The sequence below is a fragment of the Pseudomonas sp. H3_E04 genome (genome assembly GCF_054668915.1).
In genome coordinates this window covers 2889567-2903069 of sequence record NZ_CP162797.1, presented here as the reverse complement: position 1 = coordinate 2903069, position 13503 = coordinate 2889567, and the positions used below count along the sequence as shown (strand labels likewise).

Annotated in this window: 13 protein-coding genes and 1 pseudogene; 9 read left to right on the top strand and 5 right to left on the bottom strand. The window is 58.9% G+C overall.

Annotation, left to right across the window (positions count from 1 at the left end):
* The first annotated feature begins 133 nt into the window (after positions 1-133).
* Positions 134-1831, top strand: coding sequence for a long-chain-fatty-acid--CoA ligase FadD1 (gene fadD1, locus AB4N53_RS13055; RefSeq protein WP_460120936.1), 1698 nt, complete (start codon positions 134-136; stop codon positions 1829-1831).
* Positions 1832-1987: 156 nt separating this feature from the next.
* On the opposite strand, the gene AB4N53_RS13050 is transcribed toward fadD1, so the two are convergent.
* Complete coding sequence (locus tag AB4N53_RS13050) at positions 1988-2365, bottom strand: hypothetical protein (RefSeq protein WP_016775519.1); 378 nt, start codon at positions 2363-2365, stop codon at positions 1988-1990.
* Between the two features lie 195 nt (positions 2366-2560).
* On the opposite strand from AB4N53_RS13050, the gene AB4N53_RS13045 reads away from it, so the two are divergent.
* The 3 genes from AB4N53_RS13045 to def all read left to right on the top strand — a co-directional run bounded on the left by AB4N53_RS13045 (position 2561) and on the right by def (position 4408).
* Entirely contained in the window at positions 2561-2752 is a 192-nt protein-coding gene (locus AB4N53_RS13045; protein WP_016775518.1) for a CsbD family protein, read from the top strand.
* Between the two features lie 163 nt (positions 2753-2915).
* A complete protein-coding gene (locus tag AB4N53_RS13040; RefSeq protein ID WP_217862711.1) occupies positions 2916-3872 on the top strand; it encodes a YihY/virulence factor BrkB family protein in 957 nt (318 codons plus the stop codon).
* The gene (gene def / locus AB4N53_RS13035) at positions 3869-4408 is read left to right on the top strand and encodes a peptide deformylase (protein WP_041479189.1); all 540 of its coding nucleotides are present in this window, start codon (positions 3869-3871) and stop codon (positions 4406-4408) included. Before AB4N53_RS13040 ends, def begins: the two co-directional genes overlap by 4 nt.
* Before the next feature lie 115 nt (positions 4409-4523).
* On the opposite strand, the gene AB4N53_RS13030 is transcribed toward def, so the two are convergent.
* Complete coding sequence (locus tag AB4N53_RS13030) at positions 4524-4946, bottom strand: GNAT family N-acetyltransferase (RefSeq protein WP_460120931.1); 423 nt, start codon at positions 4944-4946, stop codon at positions 4524-4526.
* 719 nt (positions 4947-5665) lie between these two features.
* Here AB4N53_RS13030 and AB4N53_RS13025 point away from each other — a divergent pair.
* Together AB4N53_RS13025 and AB4N53_RS13020 are read left to right on the top strand one after the other, a co-directional pair.
* A pseudogene (locus tag AB4N53_RS13025) lies at positions 5666-6391 on the top strand (PAS domain-containing protein); the annotation flags it as partial.
* 54 nt (positions 6392-6445) lie between these two features.
* Entirely contained in the window at positions 6446-6985 is a 540-nt protein-coding gene (locus AB4N53_RS13020; protein ID WP_253505351.1) for a methyl-accepting chemotaxis protein, read from the top strand.
* Between the two features lie 136 nt (positions 6986-7121).
* Here the strand turns inward: AB4N53_RS13020 and AB4N53_RS13015 are convergent, their stop codons facing one another.
* Positions 7122-8546 (bottom strand): MFS transporter, encoded by a 1425-nt coding sequence (locus tag AB4N53_RS13015; RefSeq protein ID WP_460120929.1) that lies wholly within the window; start codon positions 8544-8546, stop codon positions 7122-7124.
* A 125-nt stretch (positions 8547-8671) separates the two neighbouring features.
* Positions 8672-9112, bottom strand: a complete 441-nt coding sequence (locus tag AB4N53_RS13010) for a PACE efflux transporter (RefSeq protein WP_336355249.1) — start codon at positions 9110-9112, stop codon at positions 8672-8674.
* 122 nt (positions 9113-9234) lie between these two features.
* On the opposite strand from AB4N53_RS13010, the gene AB4N53_RS13005 reads away from it, so the two are divergent.
* Positions 9235-10107: a LysR family transcriptional regulator gene (locus AB4N53_RS13005; RefSeq protein ID WP_460120926.1), complete on the top strand. Its 873-nt coding sequence runs from the start codon at positions 9235-9237 to the stop codon at positions 10105-10107.
* 118 nt (positions 10108-10225) lie between these two features.
* Here the strand turns inward: AB4N53_RS13005 and gntR are convergent, their stop codons facing one another.
* On the bottom strand, positions 10226-11257 hold the full coding sequence (gene gntR / locus AB4N53_RS13000; RefSeq protein ID WP_460120924.1) for an HTH-type transcriptional regulator GntR: 1032 nt from the start codon (positions 11255-11257) through the stop codon (positions 10226-10228).
* A gap of 216 nt (positions 11258-11473) precedes the next feature.
* Between gntR and AB4N53_RS12995 the strand changes: the two genes are divergently transcribed.
* Both AB4N53_RS12995 and AB4N53_RS12990 read left to right on the top strand, forming a co-directional pair.
* Complete coding sequence (locus tag AB4N53_RS12995) at positions 11474-12007, top strand: gluconokinase (protein WP_460120922.1); 534 nt, start codon at positions 11474-11476, stop codon at positions 12005-12007.
* 82 nt (positions 12008-12089) lie between these two features.
* Positions 12090-13442 (top strand): GntP family permease, encoded by a 1353-nt coding sequence (locus AB4N53_RS12990; RefSeq protein ID WP_016773551.1) that lies wholly within the window; start codon positions 12090-12092, stop codon positions 13440-13442.
* Positions 13443-13503 lie beyond the last annotated feature (61 nt).

Here is a 13503-nt window from a genome sequence, read left to right as displayed (position 1 = left end):
CAAAGCTGCTACTCTCGGCGCGCTTTGTGACTTCTCGGCCTGTAAAACGCCGGATTCACCAATACAAAACACACACCAATAATAATCGCATCAAATGCGGTGAAGAATTCGCGTTGCTGAGGAGTGGGCTTCCATGATCGAAGACTTTTGGAAGGATAAGTACCCGGCTGGAATCGCAGCCGAGATCAATCCAGACGAGTATCCGAACATTCAGGCAGTGTTGAAGCAATCCTGCCAACGCTTCGCCAACAAACCGGCTTTCAGCAACCTGGGCAAGACAATCACCTACGGTGAACTGTACGAGCTGTCCGGTGCCTTTGCCGCGTACCTGCAACAGCATACCGACTTGCAGCCCGGTGATCGAATCGCCGTGCAACTGCCCAACGTCCTGCAATACCCGGTCGCGGTCTTCGGTGCCATTCGCGCCGGGCTGATCGTGGTCAACACCAACCCGCTGTACACCGCGCGGGAAATGGAACATCAATTCAACGACTCTGGCGCCAAAGCGCTGGTGTGCCTGGCGAACATGGCGCACCTGGCCGAAGCCGTGGTGCCGAAGACCGGGGTCAAGCACGTCATCGTCACCGAAGTCGCCGACCTGCTGCCACCGATCAAGCGCCTGCTGATCAACAGCGTCATCAAGTACGTGAAGAAAATGGTTCCGGCCTATCACTTGCCCAAGGCCATCAAGTTCAACGACGTCCTGAGCAAGGGCCACGGCCAGCCAGTGGCCGAAGCCAACCCGCACAGCGGCGACGTCGCGGTGCTGCAATACACCGGCGGCACCACCGGCGTGGCCAAGGGCGCGATGCTCACGCACCGCAACCTGGTCGCCAACATGCTGCAATGCAAGGCGCTGATGGGCTCCAACCTCAACGAAGGCTGCGAGATCCTGATCACGCCGCTGCCGCTGTATCACATCTATGCGTTCACCTTTCATTGCATGGCGATGATGCTGATCGGCAACCACAACATCCTGATCAGCAACCCGCGCGATCTTCCGGCGATGGTCAAGGAACTGTCGAAGTGGAAGTTCAGCGGTTTCGTCGGTCTGAACACGCTGTTCGTGGCGCTGTGCAACAACGAAGGTTTCCGCAAGCTGGATTTCTCCGCACTGAAAGTCACCCTGTCCGGCGGCATGGCCCTGCAACTGGCGGCGGCCGAGCGCTGGAAAGCCGTGACCGGTTGCGCCATCTGCGAAGGCTACGGCATGACCGAAACCAGCCCGGTGGCCACGGTCAACCCGATCCAGCACATCCAGATCGGCACCATCGGCATTCCGGTGCCGTCGACCCTGTGCAAAGTCATCGACGATGCCGGTGTCGAGCAGCCGCTGGGCGAAATCGGCGAGCTGTGCGTCAAGGGCCCGCAAGTGATGAAAGGCTACTGGCAGCGTCAGGAAGCCACCGATGAAATGCTCGACAGTGACGGCTGGCTGAAAACCGGTGACATCGCGCTGATCCAGCCGGACGGCTACATGCGCATCGTTGATCGCAAGAAGGACATGATTCTGGTGTCCGGCTTCAACGTCTATCCGAACGAACTGGAAGACGTGCTGGCGACTTTGCCGGGCGTGTTGCAGTGCGCGGCGATCGGCGTTCCGGACGAAAAATCCGGTGAGGCAATCAAGATTTTCATCGTCGCCAAACCGGGTGTGACCCTGACCAAAGAGCAGGTCATGGACCACATGCGTGCCAACGTCACCGGCTACAAGGTGCCGCGTTCGGTGGAATTCCGCGATGCGCTGCCGACCACCAACGTCGGCAAGATCCTGCGCCGCGAATTGCGGGATGAAGAGCTGAAGAAGATCAAGGCCAAGTCTGCCGCGTAAATAAAAAGCCCCGCAGATGCGGGGCTTTTTGTTGGTGCAGACTGTAGATGTGCGTTGCCTGTGATGCCGTCTTCGCGGGCAAGCCCGCTCCCACATTTGACCGTATTCCACTGACGAACGCGGTTGAGTGTGGGAGCGGGCTTGCACGCGAAGCTGTTACTGACGAAACGGCGCAAAATTCACATTGGTTCCGGCCGGTCGCATGTCCTGCAGATACGAATCCTTGTCCGCACTCAATTCCAGGCTCAGCGCCGCCTTGCGTTTGCCTTCGTTGCGAATCACCAGGCCTTCGAGCTTTTCGCGCAGGAACACCGTTGGCACTTTCAGGTGCAGCAACTCATCGGTGGCCGGGGTGTGCAGCAGCAGGTGAATCCACTCGTACTGACCGATGGCCAGACGCGACACCGGCAGGTCGAACCACCAGATGTTGCGGTTACGGTTCAGTTCGGCGAAGTGGCAGTTGTTGGTGCCGAGCACGGCGCCGCCCAGTTCCTGGTTGCGACGGGCGATGGCCTGGGTTTTATTGAGCTTCATGACATTCCTGCGAATCGGTGTGCCGGGCGCGACGCCCGTAGGCTGAGCATTCTCCGGGCAACGCTGGCAAACATAAAGCGCAACCTGCGTGTCACGACGAAAAGCCGGCAAAAATAAATGAAACTTGGCGCAAAGCGCACCGGTCAATCGTTACGTAATGACTTTTCTTCCCTTTATGCTTCACGGAGAAACACCATGAGTAGCACAGGCGATAAAGTAAAAGGCATGGCCAACGAAGCCGTCGGCAATATCAAACAAGGTGTCGGCAAAGCTACTGACAACGACAAGATGCGCGCTGAAGGCAAAGTTCAAGAGAAAAAAGGCGAAGCCCAGCAAGCGGTCGGCAACGCCAAGGACGCTGTGAAAAAAGGCGTCGACAAGGCGTAAGCGAGCCTTGAACGAATCACACGAGCGGCCATCCAAGGATGGCCGTTTTTGTACCAGAACCCTGCGGTCATCCGCCAAAGGATCGCCAAGTAGGCTACCTTGAGGTAAAAAACGGCCCCTGAGTCGCCACGACTTCAACCTTTTGCGGCGCAAGGAGACGCGAATGATATTTCCGGACATGAAAGGTCTGCCCCTGCACCGGGTGATGGTGCGCACGGTCACTGAGTTCGTCGATGACGAAATGTCGACCTACGCCTCGGCACTGGCCTACCAGATGCTGTTCTCGCTGTTTCCGTTCATTCTCTTCCTCATCGCCCTGATCGGTTTCCTGCATCTGCCGGACTTTTTCTCCTGGCTTCGTCTGCAATCTGAACTGGTCCTGCCGCCGCAAGCGCTGGAGCAGGTCAACCCGGTGATCGACCAGTTGCAGCAATCCAAGGGTGGCCTGCTTTCCATCGGTATCGTCATCGCCCTGTACACCGCGTCCGCCGGCGTGCGCCTGATGATGAGCGCAATGAACGCCGCTTACGACGTGGTCGAAGGCCGGCCGGTCTGGAAGCGTTTTCCCCTGTCGATCGTCTATACCGTCGGCATCGCTGGCATGCTGCTGATCGCCGCTGCGCTGATGGTGCTCGGGCCGCAGGTGATGGGCTGGATTGCCGCACAAGTGGGGCTGGAATATTTCATCGTCACGGTGTGGACGATTGCCCGCTGGCCGGTGATCGTGATTCTGATGATGGTCGCGGTGGCGCTGATCTATTACGTGATGCCCGACGTCAAACAGGAATTCCGTTTCATCACCCCAGGTTCGGTGCTGGCCGTAGTGGTGTGGATCCTTGCCTCGTTGGGGTTTGCCTTCTACGTGAAAACCTTCGCCAACTACAACGCGATGTATGGCAGCATCGGGGCGATCATCGTGCTCTTGCTGTATTTCTACATTTCCTCCGCAGTGCTGTTGCTCGGCGCGGAAATGAATGCGGTGATCGAGCACATGTCCGCCGAAGGCAAGGAAAAGGGCGAAAAAGCCCCTGGCGAGCCCGACGAATCCCCCAAACAACACGTCTCGGGCCTGGGCCGCGATCATTCGCTCAAGCCGGACACTGACGAAGCCCGACCATGATTCGTGAAATTCTGAAAATGGGTGATGAGCGCCTGCTGCGCATCGCCGCGCCGGTACCCCCGGAAATGTTCAACAGCGCCGAGCTCTGGCAACTGATCGACGACATGTTCCAGACCATGGAAAGCGTCGGCGGCGTTGGCCTCGCGGCGCCGCAGATCGGCGTCGACCTGCAACTGGTGATCTTCGGCTTCGAGCACAGCGAGCGCTACCCGGACGCTGAAGCAGTGCCGCAGACGATTCTGATCAATCCGCTGATCACGCCGTTGAATCCGCTGATGGAAGAGGGTTTCGAAGGCTGTCTGTCGGTGCCGGGCCTGCGCGGCGCGGTGGATCGCTATCAGCAGATTCGCTATGAAGGCTTTGATCCCAAGGGCGAGCCGATCGTACGCGTGGCCTCAGGGTTTCATGCGCGAGTGGTGCAGCATGAATGCGATCACCTGATCGGTCGGCTGTATCCGTCGCGGATTACCGATTTCAGCAAATTCGGCTTTACCGAAGTGCTGTTCCCGGACCTTGATCCCAACGCGGACGACTGATTGTCAGAACACCATCAACCCCTGTGGGAGCGAGCCTGCTCGCGAACGCGGAGTATCAGAACCAAATTCGGCGCTGACACACCGCATTCGCGAGCAGGCTCGCTCCCACAGGGTTTCAGCGTAAATCTGCGGGATTGAGCCCCATCGCAATCATCGGCTTGCTGCGCGCATACCGGCTCAACCGCTCGGCCATCGCCTGTGGCAGCAGCGGGTCGAAGCTGAAGCCGCGCCGCTCATAGAACCCGCGCAGATCCGGATGGCAGAACAGCCACACCGGCGCGTCCACCTGAGCAACCGCCGTCGCAATCAACTGCGCAGCGACTCCCTGCTCACGACATTGCGGATCAACAAACAACCCCGTCAGCCAATGCCCGCCCGCTACTGGACGCAGGCACAGCGCCGCGACAATCTCGCTGCGCCTTGCGACCCACAGCTGCGCCTCGCGCACGGCTTTCATCGACGACTGGTGGCTGCGGTAGAACTTGTTCATCAGCGGCCACAACGATTCGTCGAGCTGGCTGTAATGGATCTCGGACATGGTTCGGACTGTCGGTTCGAAAAGCGCCGATTATAAAAGAACGCGCGGCTCGGGATAGGTGTATACCTGATCTCACATCCCTGTGAGTGGAGTACTGATCATGTCCAAAGGTATGGATTCAAAGAAAGCCGCGAAGAAGAAACCGGCCAAGACCGCGATTGAAAAACGCGCAGAGAAGAAAGCCAGGAAAGTCGACATTTTCGGCCATTGATCAAACCCTTCGGGAGCCCGGTTCGCGGGCTTCCGCTTCGCTGGCGAAAACGTCCGTTTTCACCACACTGTTTCCCGCGCTGAACCGTTTCTTGTGCAAAAACTGCCAGATACTGGCCGACTAGTGGCCTTGCGTCCGGCGTCGGACTGGCTATGCTTGCAGGTAACTAACCATGTCGACCGTCATGCCAAAACCTGGACGGCACAGGTTGGTCCGTGATTCATGCTGCCAGAGTGCGCCATTCAAGGCACCGACACTGAACCAACAAGGAGCGTCGTCTAAATGGAAGTTCTTCTACGCGTTAGGGCTGGCCCGCATGCGGGCTATCAAGAAAAGGATGTCTTGATCAGAGCGTCGCTGCACGAACCCTCCGATTGATCATCATTTATCACCTGACAACTTCCTCCTGTGGAGGAAGGCGTGTGCCTGTTCTGTGGAACGTAGTGATGGATCTTGCAAGACCTGAACTTTCATCAAATCAAAAGAACGCGCGGAAGGTGATACAACCATGTTCAACCTACATCACAAGGCTGACCTGCGGGAAATCGAGCGTTTCAGCTGTGCGCTGACCGAGGCCAACGCGAAAATCGAAGCGATCAGCCGCTCGATGGCCATGATCGAATTCACCCCGGAAGGCATCGTTCTCGACGCCAACGAGAACTTCTGCAAGACCATGGGCTACAGCGCCGAAGAAGTGCGCGGCAAACACCATCGGATCTTCTGTGAAGAAAGCTTTTATCGCAGCGAGGACTACGCGAAGTTGTGGCGCGACCTGGCCCGTGGTGAACCGCTCAGCGGCACTTTTCTGCGCCTGAACAAGAGCGGCCGCGAGATCTGGCTCGAAGCCAGTTACATGCCGGTGTTCGGGCCCGACAAGCAGGTCAGAAGTGTTATCAAAGTGGCGGCGGACATCACCGCGCGCATCAACAAAGAACATGAAGAAGAAGCCATGCTCGCGGCGATCGGCCGTTCCATGGCGGTGATCGAGTTCACCCCCGAAGGCAATGTCATCAGCGCCAACGACAACTTTCTGCAGACCATGCAGTACTCGCACAATGAAATTGTCGGCCAGCACCATAGCCTGTTCTGTCACCGTGCCGAAGCTGAATCCGCGCAATACAAGGCGTTCTGGGCTTCGCTCAATCGCGGCGAATATCACTCGCACCGTTTCGAGCGCAAGAACAAGTCCGGGCAGATGGTTTATCTGGAGGCTTCGTACAACCCGCTGTTCGACGCCAAGGGCCGCTTGTACAAGGTGGTCAAGTTCGCCAGCGACATTACCCGGCAGATGACCACCCTGCAAAACGCTGCGGAATCGGCCCACAGCACCTCGGTACAAAACGACGCCTGCGCGCAAAAAGGCTCACAGGTCGTGCAGCAGACCGTGCAGATCATCCAGGACATTTCCCGCGATCTGAACGAAGCGGCGGTGAGCATCGATGCGGTCAGCAAACAGTCGGACATCATCGGCAGCATCGTCCAGACCATTCGCGGCATTGCCGATCAGACTAATTTGCTGGCGCTCAATGCCGCCATCGAAGCGGCGCGGGCCGGTGAGCATGGACGCGGTTTTGCGGTGGTTGCCGATGAGGTGCGTAGCCTCGCCGCGCGGACCAGTCAGGCGACGGTGGAAATTGTTGATGTGGTGCGCAAGAACCACGATCTGTCGCTGAGCGCGGTATCGAGCATGCAATCGAGCCTGAGCCGCACCGGGCTGGGCGTGGAACTGGCAAACGAGGCCGGCGAGGTGATCCTTGAGATTCAGCAGGGCTCGCGGCATGTGGTGGATGCGATCAGTCAGTTCAATGAAACCCTGCAATTGAACTGAAATGTTTCAACGTCACCAATAACCAATGTGGGAGCGAGCCTGCTCGCGAAAGCGTTATGTCAGCCAGTACATGCCTTTCTGACACGACGCCTTCGCGAGCAGGCTCGCTCCCACAGTTGATTCATGTGTTGGTCTTTCAGCGATGCGCAATATTTTCCAGCGCCAGATTACGCGTTCGCGGGCCAAACCAGCCGATGGTCAGCATCACGATCAACATGCTGCTGACGATGAATGCCAACACTCCCGGCGTGCCGAAATTGTCCAGAAACATGCCGATCAGCAGACTGCTGAACACCGTCGACAAGCGACTGAACGAATAGCAGAATCCGACCGCGCGAGCACGGATGTTGGTCGGGAATAGTTCGCTCTGATAGGAGTGATAACTGAAGCTCAGCCAGGCGTTGCAGAAGGTGATCATCACGCCGCAGAAAATCAGCCCGAACGCGCTGGTCTGCAGGGCGAACAGGGTGCCGAAGGTCATCGCGCCGAGGGCCGAGCCGACGATCTGCCATTTGTTTTCGAAACGGTTGGCGAACTTCACGAACAGCAATGGCCCGAGCGGGTAGGCGAGGGTGATGATGAAGGCGTACATCAAACTGTGGGTGACGCTCACGCCTTGGCCCGAAAGCAGCGCCGGCAACCAGTTGCCGAAGCCGAAGAAACCGATCGCCTGAAAGATGTGGAAGACGATAAGCATCAACGCGCGGCGGCGGTAGGGCGGCTGCCAGATATCGGCGAAACGGCCCTTGCCTTCGACATCGACCGGCACCGGTTCCGGCGTATCGAGCGCTTTGCCGTGGTCCTTGGCGCAGCGCGCTTCGAGGTCATCGAGAATGCGCTTGGCTTCATCGAAGCGACCGTGTTGCGCCAGCCAGCGCGGCGATTCCGGCAAGCGCTTGCGCAGCCACCAGATGAACAGCGCAAACACTGCGCTGGCCAACACCACCCAACGCCAGCCTGACACCCCGAATGGCGCTTGCGGCACCAGCCACCACGACATCAAGGCCACCGCCGGCACCGAGAGGAACTGCACGAAAAATGCGAAGGCAAACGCCGAGCTGCGCATGCGCTTGGGCACCAGTTCCGAGAGGTAAGCGTCGATGGTCACCAGCTCGATACCGAGGCCGATGCCGACCAGAAAGCGCATGCCGATGATGCCCAGCGCCGAGGTCTGAATCCCCATCAGCACTGTCGCCACCGTGTACCAGATCAGCGCGAAGGTGAAGATCGCCCGGCGGCCGAAACGATCCGCCAACGGACTGAGCAGACTGGCGCCGAGGAACAGGCCGAGGAAGGTCGCCGAGGCAAACGCCGCCTGATCGGAGAAACCGAACACCCCCTGATTGCCAGTGGCGAACAGGCCGTCGCGAATCAGCCCGGGGCTGATGTAGGCGGTCTGGAACAGATCGTAGAGTTCGAAAAAACCACCAATCGACAGCAGCGCCACCAGACGCCAGATGGTGGCGACGGCGGGCAGCCGATCGATGCGGGCGGAAATTTCGGCGGCACGTACCGGGTCGATGCCATCACCGGGCACGGCGGCAGGAGCGTGAGCAGTCATAAGCTGATCCATTTTTTATTGATGGAAAAGCTTAGCCTGCTATCGGTGTTTGCGGATTGTGAATGTCAACGGTTTACCCGGTTGAACCGCTGATTTCTCGCAATATTTTCTTACCAATTGGTGATTTATGCCGCAGCGGCAGAATCGGGCAGCGCCGAGCTCGGCAGGCCGAAGATCCGGTCGAACAGCCAGTTGAACACGAACGTGTAGCACGGGATGAAAATGATCAGCGCCAGATCCAGCAGGAATGCCTGCACCAGACTGATGTTCATCCACCAAGCGATCAGCGGAATCAGAAACACGATCAGCGTCAGTTGAAAGCCGACCGCATGGGCGATGCGCCGTTTCACCGTGCGGGTGCGCGAGACCTGGCGGCTTTCCCAGCGTTCGAACAACGAGGTGTAGATGAAATTCCAGGTCACCGCGATGCTGGTGATGATCACCGCCAGCGGCCCGGTGCTGCCCGGCGATGTGCCCGACAGCAAGGCTAGACCGAGCGCCGAGAAGGTCATGCCGATCACCTCGTAAAGCGACACGTAGACCAGTTTGCGTTTCACGCCTTGCATGCAGATTTGCCTCTTTCTTGCTTGGAGATGGCCAGCAGGGCTGGCGAAGGCGACGAAAGATAGCTTCAATAGCCCTGACAGAAAAAGTCGGCAGCTTTCAGTTTTGTTGATAGGTGGGGAATTTGAATTTCAGCAGCGACAGCATCGAGTTGTTTCTTGCAGTCATCGAGCGCGGCTCGTTTTCCGCCGCCGCGCGGCAATTGGGCAAGGTACCGTCGGCGGTGAGCATGGGCATCGCCAATCTTGAAGCGGAACTCGGTTACCCATTGTTCGACCGCAGCCACCGCGAGCCGCAACCCACGGCGATGGCGCAGTCGCTGGTGCCGCACGCGCGTCTGATCGCCGAGCAGCTCAAGCAGCTGCAAGTGCACGCGGTGGAGTTGTCGCTGGGGCTGGAAAGCAGATTGTCGGTCGGCGTGGTTGCGGACCTTGATCGACGCCGCTTGCTCGCAGCGATCAAGGTGATTGCCGAGCGGTATCCGTTGCTCGACATCGAAGTGCTGACCGCGCCACAGGATGATGTGCTGGCGATGTTGCACGCTGGCCGGGTCAACGTCTGCCTGGCGTTCGCCGGTTTGAGTGTGAATGCGCTGGAACGGTTTCAGTTTGTCGGCAGCGAACGGATGATCGCGACGCTGGCGGCGGACAGTCCGTTGTTGCAGGGGCGGGATGTGTTTCTCGAAGATCTGGTGCAGGTGCGGCAGATCATCGTCGCCAGCCGCGACTTGCCGATCAGCGAGACACGGCCGTTGGTGGCTGAGTCGTACTGGCGCACGGACAACCTCCAGACAGCGATGGAGATGGTTGAAGCGGGACTGGGTTGGGGCAATTTTCCGCTGTCGGTGGTGCAGCCGTGGCTGCAGGCCGGGCGCTTGAAACGGCTGAATTTTCGCAACATCGAAAATGGCCTGGTGCTGCCGGTGCACGCGGTGTGGCTCAAGAGTCAGCCCCTGCAGAAAGGCGCGCAGGCCCTGGTGGACCTGCTCAGCCATTGAGCCCAACACAAAACCCTCTGTAGGAGCTGCCGAAGGCTGCGATCTTTTGATCTTGTTCTTGAAAGCAAAATCAAAAGATCGCAGCCTTCGGCAGCTCCTACAGGGGATCGCGTGAGTTTCAGGTACTCTCGCGAACCTTCAGCTCAAAGCCCATATCCTCGACCGGCCGCGCCACTTTGTTACCCACCATCAACGTCAGCATCTGCTCCGCCGCGCGCCGGCCGATCGCCTCGCGCGGGGTGTTGATGCTGCTCAGGCGCGGCACCATGTGCTCGGACATCGGCAGATCGTTGAACCCCAGAATCGCAATCTGTTCGGGAATTTTGATGCCGTTGCGCAACGCTTCCAGCAGCGCGCCCTGGGCCAGGTCATCGTTACCAAAGAAAATCGCATCGACGTCCGGATGCGCCGCCAGCAATTGCAGGAACAACTCGCCGCCCAAGCCCACCGACGAAGCACGCGGCGTCAGCACTTCCAGATCCGGGTCATAGCGGCCAGCCTTCTGTAATGCCTTGCGGAAACCCTCACCGCGCAACAAGGTGCGCTGATCCAGCTGCGCGCCGATGTAGGCCAAGCGCTTGCGCCCGCGAGATAGAAGGTGTTCGGCGGCGGTCTCCCCGGCGCTCAACTGCGAAAAACCCACGCAATTGACCCCGGCGGCGCTGTCCAGCTCCATCATGTACACGCAGGGAATATTGCTGGCCTCGATCATCCGCCGCGAACTTTCCGTGCGATCAAACCCGGTCAGCAAAAAGCCGCGCGGCTGATAGGCCATGTAGTTGCGCAGCAGGTTTTCTTCTTCATCGCGCGAATAGTGGAAGTTGCCGATCAGTACTTCGAAGCCCTTGGGCGTCAGCACCCGATGAATGGCTTCCAGGGTGTCGATGAACAGCAGGTTGGACAGCGACGGCACCAGCACCACCACCGAATGGCTCTGCGCCGAGGCCAGTGCGCGGGCGGCGGGGTTGACCACGTAGTTGAGTTCGAGCGCGGCTTTCTGCACTTTTTCCACCAGTTCGGTGGCCACCGTGCTGACCCCGCGCAAGGCGCGCGAGGCAGTGATCGGGCTGACGCCGGCCAGGCGGGCTACTTCATTGAGGGTCGGACGGCCGGTGGTGCGGGTATTTTTATCGTTCTTGGGGGAGGTCATCGGGCGGCTTGCCAAACAAAAATCAAGGCACTAAGGTAGCGCTGTCCTGATGCAGCTGCAAATGCGTGAGCGCGGTCCTGCCTGATCTGTGCTTTTTGGCGTCGGGAACAAACCTGCTGCAACCCAAAAAAACGACAAGAAGGCGTCGGCAACTTCTGCCTGTGCACTAGAGTCATAGCTAGCAAAGGTAGCGCTGTCTGCGCGCTGAGGTGTTATATGAGTCATCCCATCACCGCCCTGGTCATCATGGGCGTTGCCGGTTGCGGCAAGACGTGCGTCAGCGAGGCCCTGTGCCAATTGAGCGGCGCCACTGCCATTGAAGGCGATACTTTCCATCCGGCCGCGAACATCGAAAAGATGAGCGCGGGGATCCCCCTGAACGACGAAGACCGCGCTGGCTGGCTCGACAGCCTGTGCGATGAACTGCGTCGCGTCGATGCCAAAGGCCAACGCCCGGTGTTGACCTGCTCCGCCCTTAAACACAGCTATCGCGAACGTCTGCGCAGTGCCTTGCCGGGCCTGGGCTTCGTGTTTCTTGAATTGACCCCTGAAGTCGCCGCTGAACGTGTGTCCCACCGTCCGGGCCACTTCATGCCGGCGACGTTGATCGAAAGCCAGTTCGCCACCCTCGAATCGCCCAAGGGCGAGCCGCTGACGTTGGCGTTGAATGCTTCGATCCACAGCGTTGAAGAACTGGCATCCGAGGCTCACGTCTGGTGGCAGGCCAACGGTCTGAAACAGGCGGTATGAGTATGTTGAAAAAGACAGCGCTGTCCTCCCGACTTCTGTTCAACCCGCTTTAATAACAACAACAATCCAGGAGACACCCCCCATGTTTGGCATGTCCCACGAGACGTTCCTGCTGCTCGATGCGGTGGTCACGGTAATCGGCCTGATTATCCTGATCACCAAATTCAAGATTCACCCCTTCATTGCCCTGACCATCGCCGCCGCGTTCCTCGGCCTGACCTCGGGCATGCCGATCAATACCATCATCAAGGCGTTCCAGGACGGCTTCGGTGGCGTGCTCGGTTTCGTCGGCATCATCCTCGCCCTGGGCACCATGCTCGGCAAGATGATGGCCGAATCCGGCGGCGCCGATCAGATTGCCCAGACCCTGATCCGCGCCTTCGGCAAGGATAAGGTCCAGTGGGCGATGATGTTCGCTGCGTTCCTGGTGGGCATTCCGCTGTTCTTCGAAATCGGCTTCGTGCTCCTGATTCCGCTGGTGTTCATCGTTGCGCGGCGCACCGGTGTGTCGATCATCAAGATCGGTATACCGCTGCTCGCCGGCCTCTCAGCGGTGCACGGTCTGGTGCCGCCGCACCCGGGCCCGCTGCTGGCCATTGGCGTGTTCGGCGCTGATATCGGCAAGACCATTCTTTACGGTCTGATCGTCGCGCTGCCTACCGCAATCATTGCCGGTCCGATCTTCGGTACCTTCATCGCCAAGCACATTCCGGGTCACCCGAATCAGGAGCTGGTCGATCAACTGGCCCGTGAAAACGATTCGGCCAACCTGCCAAGCTTCAGCATCACCCTGGTCACCGTGCTGCTGCCGGTGTTCCTGATGCTGCTGAAAACCTTCGCTGACGTGGCGCTGCCGGACGGCAACTTCTTCCGCATCTGGATGGACATGATCGGTCACCCGATCTCCGCACTGCTGCTGGCGTTGCTGCTGTCGCTGTACACCTTCGGCTACAAGCAGGGCATCGGTTCCAACCAAATGCTCAAATGGCTCGACGCAAGCCTGGCGCCTACCGCTGCGATCATTCTGATCATTGGTGCGGGCGGTGGCTTCAAGCAGATGCTGGTGACCAGCGGCGTGGGTGACGTGATCGGCCACATGGCGGTCAGCGCGCAGATCTCGCCGATCCTGCTGGCATGGCTGGTGGCGGCGGTGATTCGTATCGCCACCGGTTCGGCCACTGTGGCGACCATCACTGGCGCGGGTATTGTGGTGCCGGTTGTCGGCATGATTCCGGGCGTCAACCGTGAGCTGCTGGTGTTGGCCACCGGCGCCGGCTCGCTGATTCTGTCCCACGTCAACGACGCCGGTTTCTGGCTGGTCAAGCAGTACTTCAACATGACCGTGGCCGAAACCTTCAAGACCTGGACCGCGATGGAAACCATTCTGTCGGTAGTGGGCCTGGGCTTCATCCTGCTGTTGTCGCTGTTCGTTTAAGCGGCCGTTTGCAGGCACAAAAAAACCGCAGCGATGCGGTTTTTTTGTGGGTAATGAACTT